Here is a 20843-nt window from a genome sequence, read left to right on the forward strand (position 1 = left end):
CCGGCGCGGCTAGGCTGGGCTGGTGGATGCAGACTCGTTCGATTTTGATGCCGTCATTCTTGCCGGCGGCCGTTCGGAACGCCTGGGCGGCGTGCCCAAGCAGGGGCTGAAGTACGACGGCGACACCTTGTTGGGCCGCTCCATCGCCGCTGCCGGAGGTGCCCGGGCCGTGGTTGTGGTGGGTCCTGAGCCCGCGGAACATCCGGCCGGCATCCTCAGCTGCCGCGAGGAGCCCGCCTTCGGCGGTCCGGCCGCGGCCATTGCCGCCGGGCTTGCGGCGCTGGCGAAGGCCGGTGGAAGCCGGCCGCCGGTGACCCTTGTTCTTGCCTGCGACATGCCGAATGTGCGGCAGGCGGTGACGGCACTTCGGGAGGGGCTGCTGGCCGCCGGTCCCCTGACAACGTGCGACGGCGTGGTGGCTGTCTCGGAGGATGGCCGCCGGCAGCCCCTGGTGGGCTTTTATAGCACGCCCGCGCTACAACGCTCGGCGGCTGAACTTGCGGCCAGGGGTCAACTGATCAACGGGTCGGTTCGGGCACTCCTTGCTAGTCTTGACGTAAAGCCTGTTGCCGTTCCGGCCCGGTCCACGGCAGACGTGGACACCTGGGACGACGCCGCCACACTCGGGGTGGGCGGCCCTGGTCCACTTGGTGGCTCCCGGAGCAAAGCGGCCGCAGATGAATTGGGAGGCAGAGCGTGAAAAGTCAGGACGAGACGCTGGAAGAGTGGAGCAGGTCGCTGCTGCAGGCGTATGACTTGGAAGACGTGCAGATTGACGTCAACGCCATCCTTTCGTTGGCCGGAGTGGCGGCACACTCGGTAGTGCGCCCGGCCGCACCACTGACCACCTTTATTGCCGGCCTCGCCGCGGGCCTGGCTGCCGGCCCGGGGCAAGCACCTGATGCCGCCGCCATGAACGCAGCCCTGGACCGTGCCAGGACCCTGGCCGCCGACTACGACTCTGCGGCCACAGAACCGAAATCAGCCGGGGCCCCCGTCGAATGATCACCGTCGAATGACCACCGCCCCCGGCGATGAAGCCGGGAGCCCCGACCCGCTGCACGCCCCGCCAACGCCGGAGACCGGCCCGGTGCACCTGGCCCATACATGGGAAGAAGCACGCAAAGCAGCCTTTGATGGCGCCACCCCGATCCCGCCCGGACGTGTTCCGCTCGGCCAGGCCTTGGGCCGGGTCCTGGTGGAAGACATTGCCGCGCTCCACGACATGCCGCACTACGCGTCCTCGGCCATGGACGGCTGGGCAGTTAACGGCAGCGGTCCGTGGATTGTGTCGGAGCCCGGCCAGCGGCTCGCGCCGCATCAGGCCAGTCCCATTGTCACGGGAGGATTGATCCCGCCCGGGGCAAGGGCGGTGCTGCGCAGCGAAAGCGCCGTGCTTGGCACTGACGAGGACGGGCTGCCGCTGCTGCAAACAGGCGGCACCGCCCGTCCCGGTGAACCCAGGAACGGTCAGCACATCCGGAAAGCCGGCGAGGAAGCGGTTGAAGGGGATGTCCTGGTCAAAGCCGGGGTGACCCTGAACCCGGCGCACCTGGCCGTCGCCGCCCTGGCCGGGCACGACGACCTGCTGGTCCGCGGGAAGCCCGTGGTGAAGCTCCTGCTGACGGGATCCGAGGTGGTGGCCCACGGATTGCCCGCCCCGGGCCAGGTCCGCGATACGTTCGGCCCTCAGCTGGCATCAGTGGTGGACATGCTCGGTGGCATCTACGCCGGTCAGGAAAGGATCGGCGATTCCTACCCCGAATGGTTGGCGGGGCTGGAGGACCTCCCCCCGGAGGTTCCGGACCCTGCCGCGCTTCCCGCCGACGTCGTTATCACCACCGGCGGGACGGGAGTCTCCCACACGGATCACCTGCGCCGGGCCGTGGCGGAGCTGGGCGGCAGGCTGGTCATCGACGGCATCGCTATGCGCCCCGGCCACCCTGCTGTGCTTGCCGAACTCCCCGATGGACGTTTTGTCCTGGGACTGCCGGGTAATCCGCTGGCCGCCATGATGGCGCTGTCCACGGTGGGTGCGCCGTTGCTTGCCGCGCTGGGCCACGGCACCATGCCGCCCATCCAGCACGTCCCCTGCGGCACCACCATTGAACCCGAACCGGGCCGCACCCGCCTGATGCCCTTCCGGCTCCTCTATGGAATGGCGTCACCGGCAAAGCACACCGGCCCCGGAATGATGCGCGGACTGGCGTCGGCAGATGGGGTGATGGTTGTCCCGCCCCACGGAGTCCAGCTCGGCGAGCCTGTGGCCGCCTTCGCGCTGCCGTGGGGGCCGCCGCTTCCCGTCCCCGAACCGGCCGGCGCCAAGCCGAAAACCCGGGCCGGAGCCAAGGGTGCCACCAGAACCGCGGGCAAGGATGCCGCGAAGCCTGCCGGTCCGGTGGACTGGAGTGCCCTGCTCGGCTGACGGGCGGCCGGACGGCACCACGGTACTGCGCGAGCCTATGGGTGGTGCGATGATGGACCTATGAACAGCATGGTAGTCCGCTGATGGGACGCGTCACCCAGCGCCGCAAGGTCCACAAATACGTCCTGGACGGCTCGCCTGCTGCCCAGGAATTCCCCATCCGGCACCGTGAGGACGTCCTCGCCGTGGAAGAGCCGCTGGAGATCCGTCTCGGTCAGCTTTCGTTCTCGGTCACAATGCGGACTCCCGGTGACGACTTTGACCTGGTGGCCGGGTTCCTGGTGTCCGAGGGAATCATTTGGGCGCCCGAACAGCTTGTTTCACTCCGGTTCTGTGCCGGCGAGGATGAAAATGGCGTTCAGACGTTCAACGTTGTGGAAGCCCAGTTGCGGCCTGACGTGGAACTTCCGGCCAGGGGGCGGAACGTCTTCACCTCGAGCTCATGTGGCATCTGCGGTACGGACTCAATCGAGGCTGTGCAAAAATCTTCCCGCTACAGCCCTGCCGCGGATCCGCTGACCATCCCGGCGGAGGTGCTGGCAGTCCTGCCGGACCGGCTGAGGGAAGCGCAGGCAGTTTTTGACACCACCGGTGGTGTGCACGCCGCGGGCCTTTTCCGGATAACGGACGACGGCGGCGTGGAGCTTTTGTGTCTCCGGGAGGACGTGGGCCGCCACAACGCCGTGGACAAGGTAGTGGGCTGGGCGCTGCGGGAGGGGCTGCTGCCGTTGACCGGGCTGGTCCTGCAGGTATCGGGGCGGGCATCGTTTGAACTCGTCCAGAAAGCCGCGCTGGCCGGGATCCCGGTCCTGGCGGCAGTCAGTGCCCCTTCCAGCCTCGCCGCAGAGCTCGCACAGGCCAGTGGCATGACCCTGGCCGGGTTCAGCCGCGGCACAAGCATGAATATCTATGCCGGTCAGGAAAGGGTCACCCTGGCCGCGTCGAACAAGGCGGAAGACGCCGCAGCCCGGGTCGCGGGATAGCCAGCCACAGCCTCAGGGGGGACGAAGGTGCTTGGCTATTGGTCGACCAGCCGGTAGATTTTATCCATCGATTGGACTGTGTTGTCCGGATTCGATCAGTCCAATTCACCTATTAAGAGGGTTTAGAGTGCACGACGACCGCCGGATTACCGAAGTCCGACTGGCCCGGTTTGTCCGAGAGCGGATCGATCCCGCCGTATATCCCCGCAGCGTCCCCCTGACCCTGACCAGCTGGGATGCTCCCGGCGAACCCGTCACGGTGATGGAAGCACTGCGGCATGACTTCCTCCCGCAGGAACACGGCGCAGCATGGGGTCAGCCGTGGGGCACCAAATGGCTGCGGCTTCAAGGCGATGTGCCCGAGGCCTGGGGTACCGGCGCGGACACGGCCGTGGAGATCGTCGTGGACCTTGGATTCATCAACGAAGCCCCCGGCTTCCAGTGCGAGGGCATCGCGTGGCGCCCGGACGGCACCATCATCAAGGCGATTTCGCCGCGGAACCAATACATCCCGCTCAAGCTGCTCGGCAGCGGCATGGCCGTTGACTTCTATGTGGAGGCGGCGGCCAACCCTGACATGGCGCAGGGCTGGACGTTCGCCGCCACGCCACTGGGGGACAAGGCGACGGCGGGCACCGCCCCGCAGTACCGGCTGGGCAGGATCGCCATTGCGGAGCTGAACCAGACGGTCTGGGAGCTCCAGCAGGACGTTTGGACGCTCTCCGGGCTGATGCATGAGCTGCCGGTGGAGCAGCCCCGGCGCCACGAGATTCTCCGTGCGCTGGAACGCATGATGGACCTGATGGACCCCGACGATGTCCCGGGAACTGCCGCCGCCGGCCGCGCTGCCCTGGCCGAGGTCCTGTCCCGGCCCGCCTATGCGTCCGCGCACCAGCTGGTGGCCACCGGTCATGCCCACATCGATTCCGCCTGGCTGTGGCCGGTTCGCGAGACCATCCGCAAGTGTGCCAGGACCTTCTCCAACGTGGTGGCACTGATGGACGAGGACCCGGGCTTTGTATTTTCCTGCTCCTCGGCCCAGCAGTTTGCCTGGATGAAGGAGTTCTACCCCGAGCTCTTCGGCAGGATCCGGGAAAAGGTCAAGGCCGGCCAATTTGTTCCGGTGGGGGGCATGTGGGTCGAGTCGGACACCAACATGCCCGGCGGCGAGGCCATGGCCCGCCAGTTCGTGGAGGGCAAAAGCTACTTCCTGCAGGAGTTTGGTGTCGAGTGCCGCGAAGCCTGGCTGCCGGATTCGTTCGGGTACTCCGCCGCTCTGCCGCAGATTGTGAAGTCGGCCGGAAGCCGGTGGTTCCTCACACAGAAGATTTCGTGGAACCAGGTCAACCGGATGCCGCACCACACCTTCAACTGGGAAGGCATCGACGGTACCCGGCTCTTCACCCATTTCCCGCCGGTGGACACCTACAACGCCGAACTGACGGGCCGGGAACTGGCGCATGCAGAACGGAATTTCCGTGATCATGGCCGTGCCAACACCTCGCTGGTGCCCTTTGGTTATGGCGACGGCGGCGGCGGACCCACGCGTGAGATGCTGGCCGCTGCCCACCGCACCGCCGACCTGGAGGGCTCGCCCAAGGTCCGGATCGGTTCGGCCGAAAGTTTCTTCACCCAGGCCGAGGAGGGCTATGCGGCCCTTCCGGTGTGGGTGGGGGAGATGTACCTGGAACTCCACCGGGGCACGTACACCAGCCAGGCCAAGACCAAGGCCGGGAACCGGCGGAGTGAACACCTGCTGCGGGAGGCTGAACTCTGGTGCGCCACGGCCGCCGTCCGAAGCTCCTTTACCTACCCGGCCGCCGAGCTGAAGCGCCTCTGGCGACTGGTGCTCCTGCAGCAGTTCCACGACATCCTGCCCGGCAGTTCCATCGCCTGGGTCCATCAGGACGCCGAACGGAACTACGCCGCCATCAGTTCCGGTTTGGAAGCCCTCATTGGCCAGGCCGCGGCCGCACTGCTGGGGGAAGGTTCGCGGCTGTTCCTGCTCAATGCCGCTCCCCATGGGCGCAACGGGGTCCCGGCTCTCGGGGCGGCTGAGCCGTCCGTGGCGGGCCCCGCCGTCCAGTCCCACGAAGTGGACGGCGACGGAGTGGACGGCGGTTTTGTGCTGGATAACGGCATTATCAGGGCTGTCCTGGACTCGGACGGCCTCATCACATCGCTAACTGACTACGCCACAGGACGCGAAGCCATTGCGCCCGGCGCGCGCGGCAACCTGCTGGAGCTGCACCGGGACACCCCCAACGAGTGGGACGCCTGGGACATTGATGAGTTCTACCGCCGCAACGTCACGGCCCTGACGGACGCGCAGGACGTCCGGCTGGAGCCCGCGGAAAGCGGCGCCAGGGTGGTGGTTGAGCGGATGGCCGGTTCCTCGCCGGTGACCCAAAGCATCACGCTGGACGTTGGCAGTGACTCCCTGGCTTTCACCACTGCGGTTGAGTGGCAGGAGAGTGAGAAACTCCTCAAGCTGGGGTTCCCGCTGGACGTCAAAGCCGACCGCTCAGCTGCCGAAACACAGTTCGGACACGTATTCCGGCCCACGCACAACAACACCTCCTGGGAGGCGGCGAAGTTCGAGATCTGCGCGCACCGCTGGATCCACGTGGCCGAACCCGGCTACGGCGTCGCGATCTCAAACTCGGCCACCTACGGCCACGATGTCACCAGGAATGTCCGGGAGGACGACGGCGGGACCACCACCTCGGTGCGTCTCTCCCTGCTGCGGGCACCGAAGTTCCCTGACCCGTCGGCGGATCGCGGGCACCACGAACTGACGGTTACTGTCCGCCCCGGGGCGGGAATCGCCGAAGCCGTCGAGGAGGGGTACCGCACCAACCTGGCGCCGCGCCTGGTTCGCGGTGGTCACGGGGTGGAGCCGTTGTTCACGGTGGACAACGCCGCCCTGGTGGTTGAAGCCGTCAAGCTGGCGGAGGACGGTTCGGGCGACGTGGTGGTGCGCCTCTACGAGTCCCTGGGCCAGCGCTCGGCCGGAATCATCAAAGCAACATTCCCCGTCCTGGACGTGCAGGCGACCGATCTCCTGGAGCGCCCGGCTGAGGCCCCCGGGGTAACACCGGCAGGGCAGGGCAGCGTCCACCTTGCCCTGCGCCCGTTCCAGCTGATCACGTTGCGGTTCGCCCGGTAGCGCTCATGGACAACCGGTAGGACTCATGGAGCTGGGAGTATTTACGTTCGGGGACATCCACCGCGATCCCGTCAGCGGCGTACGGGTGTCTCCGGAGCAGAACACGCAGGATCTCCTGGAGCGTGCCCGGCTGGCGGACCAGGTGGGGCTCCAGTATTTCGGGGTGGGAGAGCATCATCGTGCGGACTATTCCGTCACGTCGCCCGCGACCGTTCTGGCGGCCGTCGCGGCACAGACCCGGCAGATCAAGGTGGGCAGTGCTGTCACCGTCCTCAGCACGGAGGACCCGGTGCGGGTTTTCCAGCAGTTCGCCACCATCGACCTCATCAGCCAGGGCCGCGCCGAGCTGACGGCAGGGCGCGGGAGCTTCATCGAGTCATATCCACTGTTCGGGGCCCGGCTGGAGGACTATGACGCTCTCTACGAGGAGAAACTGGGGCTGCTCCTCCAACTCAATGCGCAGGAACGCGTGACCTGGACAGGCCGGTTCCGCGCCGGCCTGGACGACGCCCTCATCCTGCCCCGCCCGTTCCCCGCTGCGGAGGACAAGCGCGAACTGGACATCTGGATTGCCACCGGGGGAACTCCCAACTCATCGGTCCGCGCCGCGACCTTGGGGCTGAATGTCATGTATGCGCTGCTGGGCGGGTCCGTCCGGAACTTCGAACGGCATGCCGCCCTGTACCGGCAGACCGCCGTCGAACACGGTCACGGCGACGCCCCCCTGAAGGTGGGCGTCAGCGCACCCGGCCTGGTGCTGGCTGACGGCGCTTCCGGCAAAGGGCGGGCCAAAGACGTCTTCCGGCCTTATTGGTTGGACACCATGCGCCGGATCTCTGCCGAGCGGGGATTCCCTACTCCGAGCGGGGTTTCCTACAATATGGAGTCCGCTCCCGGCGGCGCCTTGTTTGTGGGCAACCCGGAGCAGGTGGCTGAAAAGATCTTGAGGATGCACGGGCATCTGCAGCATGACAGGCAGATCTTCCAGCTGGATCTCTCGTCCGTCCCGCAGCGGACCGTACTGGAAGCGATCGAGATGCTGGGCACTGAGGTGCTTCCGCGCGTTCAGATGGAACTGGCGTCAGCGGGTGGCAACACTGCCGATGGCCGCGGGTGGGAAAAGGGCCCTTAAGCAGGCTGAGTGGGGGCGGTCCCCAACGGCCGCCACCACTCATCCCCCCAATGCGTGTAATGGCTTAGGGCAATGCGGCGTTCAAGAAGTTATCCCCGTTCGTAAACACCCGCGCGCAACCTTCACACATTCATGATTATGGCATGTCTAATGATTTTGTGAAAGTCGGCAAAGCTACTTTGCAGTAGAAGTCTTTTGCCGCGGGTCTCGTCGCCTGTAAACGACTCCGGCGACTCCGATTACGGCCAGCCCCATTACAAAGCAGAGCACTGCCGTGTAATTGATAACAGCCTCCACAAAGCCGGACTCCGGTGGTATGAGCGGGAACAGCAGGGTCAGGCCAACGGCGGCGGAGCCGACGGCCAACAGAAAGGCCGAAACCCGAACCAGCCCCGGTAAGGTGCCGCGGACTGCGCTCGCCATGGCTGGCAGCAGAACAAGTGACACATAGGCCGGGTACGCGCGGCCGGCGGCACCGTAGTACTCAACCAGCAGTCCATTGCGGCTGTCCTTGACCGATACCGACACCAGGCCTGCCGAGGAACCGGCAGTATCCATCATGAGAAAGAAGACAAGCACAATCAGCGAGGTCAGCCCCAGGGCGACCATCCCCATCCGTCCCGTAATGAGCCGGTAGGCGCCAGTGGCCCCAAAGCCCTTGGCGATGCGGATCCCCACGAAATAGATGGTGGCGAAGATGACCAGCCGAAGAATGAGGTTGGCTACGTTGAGGCCCCCCAATGCCCGATCGATGGCCACGTACGGCGCTTCGATACTGAGCAGGATGGCCAGCGTTATGAGGGCAAAGATATAAAAGAGTGTCCTGTTGTTCCCGCGGAGAGCGCTGGGCACGCGGGCCGCGGCAACCAGGCCGCAAATACCCAGGGTGCACCACTGCAGGGTCTCGATCATCCCAGGTTCTCCCAGATCTTGTCGGTTCGTTCTTGGTCATGTTCCTGCCGGCGGAGGGCCCGGCCCAGCGTCTGCAGCCGTTCTCCGGCCAGGGTGGTCAGTTCGCCGTCGGTCATACTGTCCAACGCCGCCTGGCGGGCCCCGGGCGGCCAGCCGGCCTCGGCCTCCGTGATCAGCCCGGTTGCCACCAGGCCACCGGACGCGGCCACACCGGCTGCCAGGGCCGTAGCCAGGGCCAGCTCCGGGGTGAGCCGGTTGGCGGTCAACTGCGCCGAATAGTTCTGCGGCGCGATCCCGGTGGCGGTGGAGACGCGGTGCCGCAGTTCGCCGTCGTCGATTGCCTCCACCCAGTCCCGCACGGACGTGGCATGCGGCGGCGGGACCAGGACCGTTGGCCCCGGGTCGGGACGGCCGGCAAGCGGAACCCCTGCGGCGCCCCCACCGGACTCTCCCGGTCCGCCGGGTTCGGCGACGCCCCGGAGCAGCAGCGCCCGCAGGAGATCAGCCGTGGAAATCTGGCTGACCAGCTCGGAGCGGGTGGGCTGCAGCGGCGGCCCGGCGAGTTGCCGGAAGTCGTCAAAGCCGGCCAGTGCGGTGACGGGGTTGATGTTGTAAGCGCGGCTGACGCTCACCACCGTCGCCCCTGCAACCTTGCCACGCACCAGTTGCTGAGCCAGGGTGCTCCGTTTGATGCCGGCAGCCCGGCAAACATCGGAAGTGCTCGCGTCGGGTGCGATACCGTGCAGCCAGCGTTGGAACGCCTTGGCAGGAATGGGCATATCTGCTCTCTGCTGAACGGATGATTGCTTTTGATTTTAGCGTGTCCGCGGCCGGTGGTTTGATGCAGCCGACAGAGTCGACTATGCTTGATGGTCGAGCCCGTTGGTCCGCACACCCCCCAAGTCCGGACCGGCGGGCTCTTTAGTGCCCGGGCACTTTTGCTGGCGGGCATGCTGCGGATTTCACAGCATTCTGCCTGATTCAGGCGGGGTCATCCGGCCTTCCGCCGGCCGGGCGAGAGGACAGACCTAGCCATGACAGCAACCCTTGTTGCCAAAGACCTTTCCGGTGGCCACGACCACCGGACACTTTTCTCGAAGCTCTCCCTCACCGTGGCTCCCGGTGACGTTGTGGGCGTGGTGGGTGCCAACGGCGCCGGCAAATCCACCCTCCTGCGCCTGCTGGCCGGAGTGGACCAGCCCCAGTCCGGCAGCGTGAACCTGGCCCCCGCTGATGCGTTTGTGGGCTGGCTTCCCCAGGAGCACGAGCGGGTGACGGGTGAGACGGTGGCGGGCTACATCGCCCGCCGCACCGGCTGCGCGCAGGCAACCGCCGAGATGGAGTCCACGGCAGAAGCGCTGGGTTCCGGGGCTCCCGGCTCCGACGACGCCTACTCCCTCGCCTTTGACCGCTGGATGGCGTCCGGCGCAGCGGACCTCGACGAACGCATCCCGGCCGTCCTGGCTGATCTGGGGCTGGAAACCGGGCCGGAAGCCCCCATGACCGGGCTCTCCGGCGGCCAGGCCGCGCGCGTCGCTCTGGCTGCCCTGTTACTCAGCCGCTTCGACGTGGTGCTCCTGGATGAGCCCACAAACGACCTGGACCTGGCCGGCCTGGCGAAGCTGGAAGCCTTCGTCCAGGGCCTGCGCGGCGGCGCGGTGCTGGTATCCCACGACCGCGAGTTCCTGGCCCGCTGCGTGACCACCATCGTGGAGCTGGACCTGGCCCAAAATTCCGTTGCGGTATACGACGGCGGCTACGAGGCGTTCCTGGAGGAACGCGCCGTGGCGCGGCGGCATGCCCGCGAAAAGTTCGAGGAGTTCGCGTCCACCAAGGCGGACCTGGTCTCCCGGGCCCGGACCCAGCGTGAGTGGAGTTCCCAAGGCGTGCGGAACGCCATGAAAAAGAGCCCCGACAATGACAAAATCCGCCGCGCGGCCAGCACCGAATCGTCGGAGAAACAGGCGCAAAAGGTCCGGCAGATGGAATCCCGGATCGCCCGGCTGGACGTGGTGGAAGAGCCGCGGAAGGAATGGCAGCTGCAGTTCAGCATCGGCCTGGCGCCGAAGTCCAGTGCCGTGGTGGCCACGCTGCGTGACGCCGTCGTCAGCCAGGGCAGCTTCACCCTCGGCCCGGTGAACCTGCAGCTGAACGCGGGGGAGCGGGTCGGAATCACCGGGCCCAACGGTGCCGGCAAATCCACGCTGCTGCGCCTGCTGCTGGGTGTGCAGGCTCCCGACTCCGGCAACGCCGCCATGGGCGCCTCGGTGGCCATCGGCGAAATCGATCAGGCCCGTGGACTGCTGGCCGGCCATCTAAACCTCGCGGACGCTGTGGAAGCGGTCCTGCCCGAGCTGACGCCGGCGGAGGTCCGCACGCTGCTGGCCAAGTTCGGGCTCAAAGCTGACCACACGGCCCGGCCGGTGGATTCCCTTTCGCCGGGCGAGCGCACCCGGGCCGCACTGGCATTGCTGCAGGCACGCGGCGTGAACCTGCTGGTGCTGGACGAACCCACTAACCACCTTGACCTGCCTGCCATCGAGCAGCTGGAGGAGGCGCTGGGAAGTTATGAGGGCGCTTTGTTGTTGGTAACCCATGACCGGAGGCTGCTGGAGAACGTCCAGCTGGATGTCCGGTGGAATGTGGACAACGGCGTCGTTACCGAACTGCTGGGCCACGGCGCCCCGAAAGGCAATAAATCATGAGTATGGACCGGGTGGCCTGGAGCTCCCTGTACAACATCACGCGCGCTTCGAGCGGCTCCAAGCCTTTCTCAAAGGAGACGCTTAAGCGTGTTTTCGGCTTCGCCCGGCCGCACAAGGGCAAGCTGATCGCCTTCGTCCTGCTGTCCATCGTGATGGCCGTCCTCGCCGTTGCCACCCCGGTCCTGGCAGGCCAGGTTGTTGATGCCATCATCGCCGGCGCGGGCACCGGCGTGGTGGTCTGGCTGGCCGTGCTGATCGCCATCGTTGCTGTCGCCGAAGCAGGGCTGGGACTGGTCACGCGCTGGCTTTCCTCCACCATCGGCGAAGGCGTCATTGTGGACCTCCGCACCAAGGTCTTCGACCACGTGCAGAAGATGCCCATCGCCTTCTTCACCCGCACCCGCACCGGTGCTCTGGTCAGCCGGCTCAACAATGACGTGATCGGTGCCCAGTCCGCCTTCGCCGGCACACTGTCCGGGGTAGTCAGCAACGTTGTGGCCCTCGCCCTGACCCTTGTGGTGATGCTGGGGAAGTCCTGGCTCATCACCGTGCTTGCCATGATCCTGCTGCCGCTCTTCCTGATCCCCGCACGGCGGATGGGCTCGAAGCTGGCCGACCTGCGCCGTGAAGCTGCCGAGCACAACGCCTCCATGGGCACCCAGATGACCGAGCGGTTCTCCGCCCCTGGCGCCACGCTGGTAAAGCTCTTCGGCCGGCCGGATGAGGAATCCCGCGAGTTCGCCATGCGGGCAGGCCGGGTGCGGGACATCGGCATCCGGACGGCGATGCTGCAGTTCACCTTCGTGACCGCCCTGACACTGGTTTCGGCGCTGGCCCTCGCACTGGTCTACGGCCTCGGCGGCTTCCTGGCGCTGCAGGGGCAACTGGCCGCGGGCGACGTCGTGGTGCTGGCACTGCTGCTCACCCGCCTCTACGCCCCGCTCACGGCGCTCTCCAACGCCCGGGTGGAGATCATGAGCGCCCTGGTCAGCTTCGAACGGGTCTTTGAAATCCTGGACCTCAAACCCCTCATCCAGCAGAAGCCCGATGCTGTGTCCTCCCCGGCCGGTCCGTTGTCCGTGGAGTTCGATAACGTCCGCTTCTCCTACCCTTCGGCGGACAAGGTTTCACTCGCCTCGCTGGAGGACGTTTCAACCCTGGACACCCGCGGCGGCGAAGAAGTGCTGCACGGTATCAGCTTCCGGGTGGAGCCCGGCCAGACCGTTGCCCTCGTGGGCTCCTCCGGGGCTGGAAAGTCAACCATCGCGCAGCTGCTCTCGCGGCTGTACGACGTGGATTCAGGGGCGGTCCGCTTTGGCGGGGCCACGGCCGGAAGCGGTGTTGACGTCCGCGACCTCACCTTCGATTCGATGCGCCAGACCCTGGGCATGGTGACCCAGGACGGTCACCTGTTCCATGAAAGCATTGCCTCCAACCTGCGGCTGGCCCGTCCGGAAGCCAGCGACGAGCTCATGTGGGATGTCCTGCGGCAGGCCCGGCTGGAGACCATGGTCCGGTCCCTCCCCGACGGCCTGGACACTGTGGTGGGGGAGCGCGGCTACCGGCTTTCCGGCGGCGAACGCCAGCGGCTCACCATCGCCCGCCTCCTCATCGCCCAGCCGCGGGTGGTCATCCTCGACGAGGCCACCGCGGCGCTGGACTCCACCAACGAGGCCGCCGTCCAGGAAGCACTGGGCGCAGCGCTCGAGGGGCGCACCGCCGTCGTGATTGCCCACCGGCTCTCCACAATCCGCGCCGCCGACGTCATCCTGGTGGTGGAGGACGGCCGGATCGTGGAACGTGGCACGCACACCGAGCTGCTCGCGGCCGAGGGGCGTTACGCCGAGCTGTACCGGACGCAGTTCGCCGAGGCAACCGCGGTTGCGGAGGAAGCCGTGCCCGAGTACTAGAGCTTTAGATTCCCCAACTGGGTAGCAGCAGGTGTCCTTTTGAGCCGTCAAAACGACACCTGCTGCTACCTACTTCGGGTGGGGGCCTACTTTGGCGGCCAGCTCGGGCAGGATGTAATCGGTCAGGAGCGGGGCGAGATCCGCGGGCAGCGGCACGCCCCGCTCACGGTCCCGGTCCAGCGCGGCAAGGTCCAGCCAGCGGATCTCGGCGATCTCGGCTGACGCGCCGGCCGTCCACGTGCCGGGGGCGAGGTACACCGTGGCTTCGATGTCGGTGGCGGCCTCGTTGGCGGCGTCGGCAATCCAGACGCCCATCAACTGGAGGTCCTCCGGGGCAACAATGATCCCCACCTCCTCGGCCAACTCCCGGGAAGCGGCCTGCACGGCCGTCTCGCCGGGTTCGGGCTTGCCGCCGGGGTGCATAAACATGGTGGTTCCGCGTTTGCGGACCGTCAGGAGCCGCCCGGCGTCGTCGAACACGCAGACGGCGGAGACAACAATGCGGGCTTTCACGGGTTCGAGCCTAGCCGCGTCAGCTCCGTGGTCAGCAGGAGGTCCTTGCGCGGCCCGCTCACGTCCCACGAATAACTGAAGGCATCGGGACCCGCGTAGGTGTACGCCACACGGTAGGTATCGGGATCACACCAGTGCCGGTCCAGGTTGGCTTCCGGGCTAAAGCTCATCCGGTGGAAGGGGCGCCCGTCCTCAAAGAAGACGTCCAGGGCGTCTGTCCGGTCGGCGCGGCGCAGAAGATAGGCGCGGGAGGCGGGGCCGGTGAAAGTAGGCCAGCGCATGGTGCCTTCTTCGCGGAAGGACACGTCGTCGTCGTCCGTCACGGCAAAACGTACGACGCCGGTAAAGGTTCCGCGGGTGCCTGCGGACCGGTCCAGCAGTTGGCGTTCGACGGCCCACGTTCCCGCCACGGCGCCGGGCGGCTGCACCGGGCCGAGCAGGTAGGCGCGGAGGCTGAACTCCGGAACAGGACGGTTCAAGTGCCCTCGATTGGAATCGAACCAACGACACCGGCTTTAGGAGAGCCGTGCTCTATCCACTGAGCTACGAGGGCGGGTGTCCGTTGGGCCGGCAGGGCCGGTCCGTCCGGACACGGATACAAGCATACAAGGTGGGAGGCCGTACTACGCTCTTGGCATGAGTTCAGCCCCGATGTCCTCGCCCGCAGCGGTCTTCATCCCGGACACGGCGTCCACCCGCCACTACATCGGCGCCTGGTCCGTCCTGAGCGTCCTGCAGTATTTTGTGGCCGAAACAGCCGTGATTGGAGGCTGGGCCGGGCCGCAGCCCTACAGCCGCCGGACCGGGTACATCAGCGATCTTGGTGCGTTGCACTGCGGGATATTTGACGGCCGGGATGTCTGTTCTCCGCTGCACTGGCTGATGAACCTGTCCTTTGTGGTCCAGGGTTTAGGCATGCTCCTGGGCGCGTTGCTGCTGAGCTCGGGACTGCTGTGCGTGGCGGCCCGGCCGGGAGCAACGGTCCACCGTGGGCGGCGGAAACCGTGGCTGGCCGCACTCTGGGTCCGGCTCCTGGCCGGCACCGCGGGTGCCGGGACCATGATCGTGGGACTGGTGCCCGAGGACCTGGGCTCCGCCTGGCACTACACCGGCGCGCTGATGTACTTCATTGCGGGCTCGCTCGCGGTGCTGGTGCTGGGTGTGCTGTGGCTGCAGCAGACACCGCTCGGATGGTTCGTCCTGGTGTGCGGGCTGGCCTCATTCGCCGCACTGGTGACAGGCGGTCTTACCAGGATGCATGTCCCCGAGCCGGGCACGCTGGAACGCTTGATGGGGTACCCGGTCACGGTGGGCGTGGCGGCCACCGGGCTGGTGATTGCCCAGCGCGTGCACCGGCACCGGCGGGAGGTCAGGGCTCTTTCCGCGGCCCGGGCTTAGCTGCCTCGGCGGACTTTTTACCCAGGAACACCGCGGCGGCACCGGCGAGCAGGCTCACAACGAACAGGACCCAGCCCGCAACGGTCAGCCCGGACGCCAGGGCGACCTGGCCGGCGTCGGCCGTTTCCGCGGCCAGCACGGAATCGATGGTGACGTTGCCCCACAACCGGACCACCACAAACAGCAGCGGGACGGCCCACAGGGCCCAGCGGAGCGATTTCCTGGCCACGTTGGTGCCGATCAGCAGCAGCCACGTGAAGCCGAAGATGAGCGGGAACAGCGTCCCGGCCGTTTTGTGGACGTAGTTGAGCTGGCCGCGGGCGTCGTCATCCATTGCCGCGTGCAACTGGCCAACATAGGACGCGTCGAAGCCGCCCACCAGGGAATCCGGCATGGCCAGCCCCGCGGACAGCTGGGTCATCTGGTCCAGCGCGAGCAGGTGCAGGTACCAGAACAGGAAGAGGCTGGCCACCACCCCGGCGATCACAATCAGCCTGGAGTTGCTCTGGGCCTTCTGCGGTGAACGGGCGGTGGTGGGGTTGATCACCGGCGGGAGGCTGTGCTGTGGAACGACAGCCTTGGAGCCGTGCTTCTTGATCCGCTGCGCTGGAGTTTTGGCCATGGCACCATTATGGCGCTGCATAGACTGGTGCCATGACCACAGGCAGGCACAGCGCCCTCGAACTTGACCCCGCCCTGGACGACTACCAGCTGGCCTCGGCACTGGTGCGCGAAGCGGGGCAGCTTGCACTGCTGATGCGCATGGCCGGCCTGCAGTCGCAGCAGAAGACGTCCATTTCGGATGTTGTGACGGCCGCGGACCACGCTGCCGAGGCGTACGTGCTGGAGCAGCTCCAGCGGTGCAGGCCCGACGACGGCATCCTGGGCGAGGAGGGCGCCTCGGTGGCCGGGACCAGCGGCCGGACCTGGGTGATCGACCCGGTGGACGGGACCTACAACTTCCTGCACGGCTCCACGTACTGGTGCTCCGCCATCGCCCTCAAGGACTCCTCGGACGTGCTGCTGGGTGCGATCTTCCAGCCGGAGGAGGATAAGTTGTGGCTTGGCGGAACGTCCCGCCCCGCCACCCTCAACGGCGAGGCCCTGACCGCGTACCAGGACGGCGGCGCGCGCAACGGCACCGCCCTCGCGGAATTCGGCGCGGCAACCTACATCCACCCCACCTGGCTGATGGATCCCCTGTGCGCCATGCCCTGGCACTCCGCGGCCACGTCCGCCGCCGCGCTGCGGATGTTCGGCTCAGGGTCCTGCGACCTGGGCCGCGTTGCCGACGGAGAGCTGGGTTGCTGGTTCCAGCACAGCTGCCCGGAATGGGACTGGCTGCCGGGCAAGGCGATTGTCCGGGCGGCCGGCGGTGCCGCGGACACGGTCCAGGTCAACGGGCTGCAGTGGTTCATGGCGGGAGGCACGACGGCGGTGCGGGAGTTGCGCGCGGCCCTCCTGGCCGGCTCGGTGACCTGAGCCCGGGCAGGCCCGCCGCTCGCCCAACGGCCGGCCGCCGGTCCGAACGGTCCCGGTGGATGGCGTTATCCACAGGCTGAACGTGAGTGTCGGCCCCACCGCCTAGACTTGTAGGCACCATGGATATGTTGTTTGACCCGTACTCTGACGGACCGTTCAAGGCCGCCCCGGCAGCCTCCACCCGCACAAAGTCGCGCCCGGAAGGTTTCGCCGAGGCGGGCGAATCCGGGGGCGGCAGCGGCAGCGGCGGCACCGGAAACAGCTCCCTCCAAGGTGGCGGGCAGGGTGCTGAACCGGGCATCCAGCGCGGCGGCGGCTGGGCCAGCCAGCAGCCCCACGGTGAAGGTCCCGGGGACCACGCCCACCTCCGGCCGAATGCTGCGGAGCTGCTGCAGGGGCTGAACCCGCAGCAGGAGGAGGCCGTCAAGCATGCCGGGAGCGCCCTGCTGATTGTGGCCGGCGCCGGCTCGGGCAAGACCCGGGTGCTCAGCAACAGGATCGCGTACCTCATCGCCACGCACCGGGCCCATTACGGCGAGATCCTGGCCATCACCTTCACCAACAAGGCCGCCGCCGAAATGCGGGAGCGCATCGCGGCCCTGGTGGGCGGCCGGGCCAAGATCATGTGGATCTCCACGTTCCACTCCTCCTGCGTGCGGATCCTGCGCCAGGAAGCGGCCAACGTGGGCCTGAAGTCCAACTTCTCCATCTACGACTCCGCGGACTCCCTGCGGCTGGTCACCCAGGTGTCCAAGGGCCTGGACCTGGACCCCAAGAAATTCGCGCCCAAGGCCATCCAGCACAAGATTTCAGCGCTGAAGAACGAACTCATCGACGCCGATTCGTTCGCCTCCGCCGCTAACTTCAACGACCCCTTCGAAAGCGCCGTGGCGGATGTCTTCAAGGGTTACACCCAGCGGCTGCGCCAGGCCAACGCCATGGACTTCGATGACCTCATCGCCGAGACCGTCTATATTTTCCGGGCCTTCCCGGCGCTCGCGGACTCTTACCGCCGCCGGTTCCGGCACGTCCTGGTGGACGAATACCAGGACACCAACCACGCCCAGTACGCCCTGGTCCGGGAGATTGTTGGCGAGGGCCCCGGCGCGTCGGAGCTCACGGTGGTGGGGGACTCGGACCAGTCCATCTACGCTTTCCGCGGTGCCGATATCCGCAACATCGTGGAGTTCGAAAAGGACTACCCGGAAGCCCGGACCATCAAGTTGGAACAGAACTACCGTTCCACCCAAAACATCCTCACTGCCGCCAACTCCGTGATCTCACGCAACCCCAACCGCCCCGAAAAGCGGCTGTGGACGGCCGAGGGTGAGGGCCACAAGATTGTTGGCTACGTGGGTGAGAACGAGCACGACGAAGCCCAGTTCATCGCCAAGGAAATTGACCGGCTCCAGGACGAGGACAACCTGCGCCCGGGGGATGTGGCCATCTTCTACCGCACCAACGCGCAGTCCCGCTCCATCGAGGACGTCCTGGTCCGGGTGGGGCTGCCGTACAAGGTGGTGGGCGGCACGCGGTTCTACGAACGCAAGGAAATCAAGGATGCCCTCGCCTACCTGCGGGTGCTGGTCAACCCTGACGACGACGTCAACCTGCGCCGGGTGCTCAACGAACCCAAGCGCGGCATCGGCGACCGCGCCGAGGGTGCCGTGGCGGCGTTCGCCCAGCGGGAGCGGATGTCCTTCATGGCGGCGGCGCGGCGGGCCGAGGAAGCCCCCGGCATGGCGACCCGCTCCGTCAACGCCGTCCTGGGGTTTGTGAAACTGCTGGACGATCTCGCCGAAGTGGCTACCGGTTCCGGTGCCGCCGCAGCGCTGGAAGCGGTCCTCGAACAGACCGGCTACCTCGCCGGGCTGCGTTCCAGCACTGATCCACAGGACGAGTCCCGCGTGGAGAACCTGGCGGAACTGGTCGCCGTCGTGCGTGAATACGAACAGGAGAATCCGGAGGGGTCCCTGGGCGCCTTCCTGGAGCAGGTGTCCCTGGTGGCTGACGCGGACCAGATCCCTGATGCCCCCGGTGCCGACATCGACGCCGCGGTGGCCGAGGCCAAACGCCTGGGCGTGGTCACGCTGATGACCCTCCACACAGCCAAGGGCCTCGAGTTCCCGGTGGTGTTCCTCACCGGCATGGAGCACGGGCTTTTCCCGCACCAGCGCTCCGCCACGGATCCCAAGGAACTCGCCGAAGAACGCCGGCTGGCGTACGTGGGCCTGACCCGCGCCCGCAAACGGTTGTACGTCACGCGGTCTGAAGTCCGCAGCATGTGGGGCCAGAGCCAGTACAACCCCGCCAGCCAGTTCCTCGAAGAAATCCCGGCCGAACTGGTCGATTGGAAACGTGAAGGAACCAGCCGGCAGTCCGGCGGCTGGGGGAGCGGCGGGTCAATCGGCTCAAGCCGGTATGGCGGATCCTTCTGGGGCGCCGGCACGCCGCGGGGAGCGGCGGCAGACTCCTCGGCCGGGTTCAACGCTGATGTTCCCGCCGCTCTCGCCAAGAACCGGGTGCAGCCGCAGAAGGAAATCGTGGCCGTCAGTGTGGGCGACAAGGTCAACCACACGAGCTTCGGCAACGGAACCGTGCTGGCACTGGAAGGCGCCGGAGACAAGACCGTGGCCAAGGTCAAGTTCGACGTCGGCGAGAAGCGGCTCCTGCTGCGCTACGCGCCCCTGACCAAACTGGACGCCTGAGAAGAGCTCCTAGCCGGGATGGTCCATTGAGACGGATTCCAGGTATTCGGGCACCCGGGCCTTCCAGCCGAGTTCGCGTTTGATCCGGATGCGGAGGGCGTCGGACGAGTCGGCTTCGCCGTGGGTGATATAGGTCATTGACGGTGCTGTGGGGGCGGTCCGCATCCATTGGATCAGCTCGTCGGCGTCGGCATGGGCGGACAGGCCTTCCATCTGGATGACTTCGGCCCCGATCCGGATGTCCTGTCCGTAGATGCGCAGATGATGCTCGCCGGCTGCGAGTGAAGCGCCCCTGGTTCCCGCGGCCTGGTATCCGTTGAGGATGATCGCGTTGCGCGGGTCGGGCCCGTAGTTCTCAAGGTGGTGCAGAATCCGGCCTCCGGTGAGCATGCCGCTGGCGGAAAGGATGATCATCGGACCGCCCCGGAGGTTGAGCAGTTTGGAATCGTCGGCGCTCCGGACAGGGGTGGCCAGCTTATACATCGCCTCAAATTCGTGCTGTTCGAGCCGGTGTTCCTCGCGGTGGCGCTGATACATGCCGGAGGCATCAATGGCCATGGGACTGTTGAGATAGACAGGGATATCCGGGACCGCCTTCTTCCTCATCAGCCGTGACAGGTGCAGCAATACCGTCTCGGCCCGTCCCACGGCGAAGGCTGCGATCATGATGACGCCCTGCCTCTTTGCCACGCGCCTGATGATCTCGCCCAGTTCGGCCTCCGGGTTCCCGGCGGGGTGTGCCCGGTTCCCGTAGGTGGATTCAGTCACCAGCACGTCGACAGACTGCAGGTTTCTTGGCGGATACATGAGGGGGTCGTTGGCGCGGCCGAGGTCACCGGTGAAGTGCACGGACCGGCCGCCGACGGTGAGCTGAATTTGGGCAGCGCCGAGGATATGGCCGGCGGGAAGGAAGGTTGCCTCGATGCCGTTTCCCAGTTCGAACGGAGTGTCGAAGTCCCGGGTTTTGAAACTGTTGAGCGAACGAACAGCGTCTTCTGCCGTATAGAGCGGCTGCGGGGGGTGGTGTTGGGAAGAACCCCGGTCATCCGCGTGGCGGGCCTCTTCCTCCTGCAGGTAACCGCTGTCAGGCAAAAGCAGGGTGCACAACTCGGTGGTTCCCGGTGTCGCATAGATCGGGCCGCGGAAGCCGTCCCGGACCAGCGCCGGAACGTAGCCCGTGTGGTCCAGATGGGCGTGGGTGAGGATGACGGCATCAAGGTTGGCCGGACTGACGGGAAATGACACGCGGTTTCGGTCCCGGATCCGTTTATAGCCCTGGAAGAGCCCGCACTCGACCAGAATCCGCCGTTCCGGTGACTCGACCAGATACCTGGATCCGGTCACCGTGTCCGTTGCGCCGAGAAACCTCAGCCTCGCCGACTGATGTTTCTCCACGGGGCGCTCCTTGGGTGCGGGATTCCGGGAATACCCTTGGGGCGCCTGCGCGGAGCCCAAGTGGCAACAGCCTACGCCCCGCAGATTTATATGGCCACGTTAGGTGCACGG

17 protein-coding genes and 1 tRNA gene are annotated in these 20843 nt (G+C 66.5%); 11 read left to right on the plus strand and 7 right to left on the minus strand.

The window, feature by feature from the left end; genetic code table 11:
• Positions 1-22: 22 nt before the first annotated feature.
• From SBP01_RS03995 to SBP01_RS04020, 6 genes are all read left to right on the plus strand, one after another.
• Positions 23-700, plus strand: a complete 678-nt coding sequence (locus tag SBP01_RS03995) for a molybdenum cofactor guanylyltransferase (RefSeq protein ID WP_320537548.1) — start codon at positions 23-25, stop codon at positions 698-700.
• Positions 697-1005 carry a DUF6457 domain-containing protein gene (locus SBP01_RS04000; protein WP_320537549.1) on the plus strand — a complete coding sequence of 103 codons (309 nt, stop codon included), beginning with the start codon at positions 697-699 and terminating at the stop codon, positions 1003-1005. Before SBP01_RS03995 ends, SBP01_RS04000 begins: the two co-directional genes overlap by 4 nt.
• A gap of 10 nt (positions 1006-1015) precedes the next feature.
• Positions 1016-2425, plus strand: a complete 1410-nt coding sequence (locus tag SBP01_RS04005) for a molybdopterin molybdotransferase MoeA (protein ID WP_320537550.1) — start codon at positions 1016-1018, stop codon at positions 2423-2425.
• An 83-nt stretch (positions 2426-2508) separates the two neighbouring features.
• Positions 2509-3408 (plus strand): formate dehydrogenase accessory sulfurtransferase FdhD, encoded by a 900-nt coding sequence (gene fdhD / locus SBP01_RS04010; RefSeq protein ID WP_320537551.1) that lies wholly within the window; start codon positions 2509-2511, stop codon positions 3406-3408.
• Between the two features lie 127 nt (positions 3409-3535).
• Positions 3536-6577: an alpha-mannosidase gene (locus SBP01_RS04015; protein WP_320537552.1), complete on the plus strand. Its 3042-nt coding sequence runs from the start codon at positions 3536-3538 to the stop codon at positions 6575-6577.
• 25 nt (positions 6578-6602) lie between these two features.
• Positions 6603-7709, plus strand: coding sequence for an LLM class flavin-dependent oxidoreductase (locus tag SBP01_RS04020; RefSeq protein WP_320537553.1), 1107 nt, complete (start codon positions 6603-6605; stop codon positions 7707-7709).
• A 174-nt stretch (positions 7710-7883) separates the two neighbouring features.
• Here SBP01_RS04020 and SBP01_RS04025 read toward each other — a convergent pair whose 3' ends face one another.
• The gene (locus SBP01_RS04025) at positions 7884-8621 is read right to left on the minus strand and encodes a hypothetical protein (protein ID WP_320537554.1); all 738 of its coding nucleotides are present in this window, start codon (positions 8619-8621) and stop codon (positions 7884-7886) included.
• Complete coding sequence (locus tag SBP01_RS04030; RefSeq protein WP_320537555.1) at positions 8618-9400, minus strand: hypothetical protein; 783 nt, start codon at positions 9398-9400, stop codon at positions 8618-8620. The genes SBP01_RS04025 and SBP01_RS04030 overlap by 4 nt, the downstream gene beginning before the upstream one ends.
• A gap of 255 nt (positions 9401-9655) precedes the next feature.
• Between SBP01_RS04030 and SBP01_RS04035 the strand changes: the two genes are divergently transcribed.
• Positions 9656-11326, plus strand: a complete 1671-nt coding sequence (locus tag SBP01_RS04035) for an ABC-F family ATP-binding cassette domain-containing protein (protein ID WP_320537556.1) — start codon at positions 9656-9658, stop codon at positions 11324-11326.
• Positions 11323-13236, plus strand: a complete 1914-nt coding sequence (locus SBP01_RS04040) for an ABC transporter ATP-binding protein (protein ID WP_275214549.1) — start codon at positions 11323-11325, stop codon at positions 13234-13236. The genes SBP01_RS04035 and SBP01_RS04040 overlap by 4 nt, the downstream gene beginning before the upstream one ends.
• Before the next feature lie 69 nt (positions 13237-13305).
• Here the strand turns inward: SBP01_RS04040 and SBP01_RS04045 are convergent, their stop codons facing one another.
• From SBP01_RS04045 to SBP01_RS04055, 3 genes are all read right to left on the minus strand, one after another.
• Positions 13306-13749, minus strand: coding sequence for an NUDIX domain-containing protein (locus SBP01_RS04045; protein WP_320537557.1), 444 nt, complete (start codon positions 13747-13749; stop codon positions 13306-13308).
• A complete protein-coding gene (locus SBP01_RS04050; protein ID WP_320537558.1) occupies positions 13746-14228 on the minus strand; it encodes a DUF6314 family protein in 483 nt (160 codons plus the stop codon). The genes SBP01_RS04045 and SBP01_RS04050 overlap by 4 nt, the downstream gene beginning before the upstream one ends.
• Before the next feature lies 1 nt (position 14229).
• Positions 14230-14302: transfer RNA gene (locus tag SBP01_RS04055), tRNA-Arg, on the minus strand.
• Between the two features lie 83 nt (positions 14303-14385).
• On the opposite strand from SBP01_RS04055, the gene SBP01_RS04060 reads away from it, so the two are divergent.
• The gene (locus tag SBP01_RS04060; protein WP_320537559.1) at positions 14386-15147 is read left to right on the plus strand and encodes a DUF998 domain-containing protein; all 762 of its coding nucleotides are present in this window, start codon (positions 14386-14388) and stop codon (positions 15145-15147) included.
• Here the strand turns inward: SBP01_RS04060 and SBP01_RS04065 are convergent.
• Positions 15119-15769 carry a hypothetical protein gene (locus tag SBP01_RS04065; protein WP_320537560.1) on the minus strand — a complete coding sequence of 217 codons (651 nt, stop codon included), beginning with the start codon at positions 15767-15769 and terminating at the stop codon, positions 15119-15121. The two genes, SBP01_RS04060 and SBP01_RS04065, sit on opposite strands and share 29 nt — an antisense overlap.
• Before the next feature lie 32 nt (positions 15770-15801).
• On the opposite strand from SBP01_RS04065, the gene SBP01_RS04070 reads away from it, so the two are divergent.
• Positions 15802-16629, plus strand: a complete 828-nt coding sequence (locus SBP01_RS04070; protein ID WP_320537561.1) for an inositol monophosphatase family protein — start codon at positions 15802-15804, stop codon at positions 16627-16629.
• A gap of 119 nt (positions 16630-16748) precedes the next feature.
• Positions 16749-19337, plus strand: coding sequence for a DNA helicase PcrA (pcrA, locus tag SBP01_RS04075; protein WP_320537562.1), 2589 nt, complete (start codon positions 16749-16751; stop codon positions 19335-19337).
• 9 nt (positions 19338-19346) lie between these two features.
• Here the strand turns inward: pcrA and SBP01_RS04080 are convergent, their stop codons facing one another.
• Positions 19347-20732, minus strand: coding sequence for an MBL fold metallo-hydrolase (locus SBP01_RS04080; protein ID WP_320537563.1), 1386 nt, complete (start codon positions 20730-20732; stop codon positions 19347-19349).
• Positions 20733-20843 lie beyond the last annotated feature (111 nt).

Origin of the sequence: Pseudarthrobacter sp. IC2-21, from assembly GCF_034048115.1 — a bacterium.
Lineage (GTDB): Bacteria > Actinomycetota > Actinomycetes > Actinomycetales > Micrococcaceae > Arthrobacter > Arthrobacter naphthalenicus.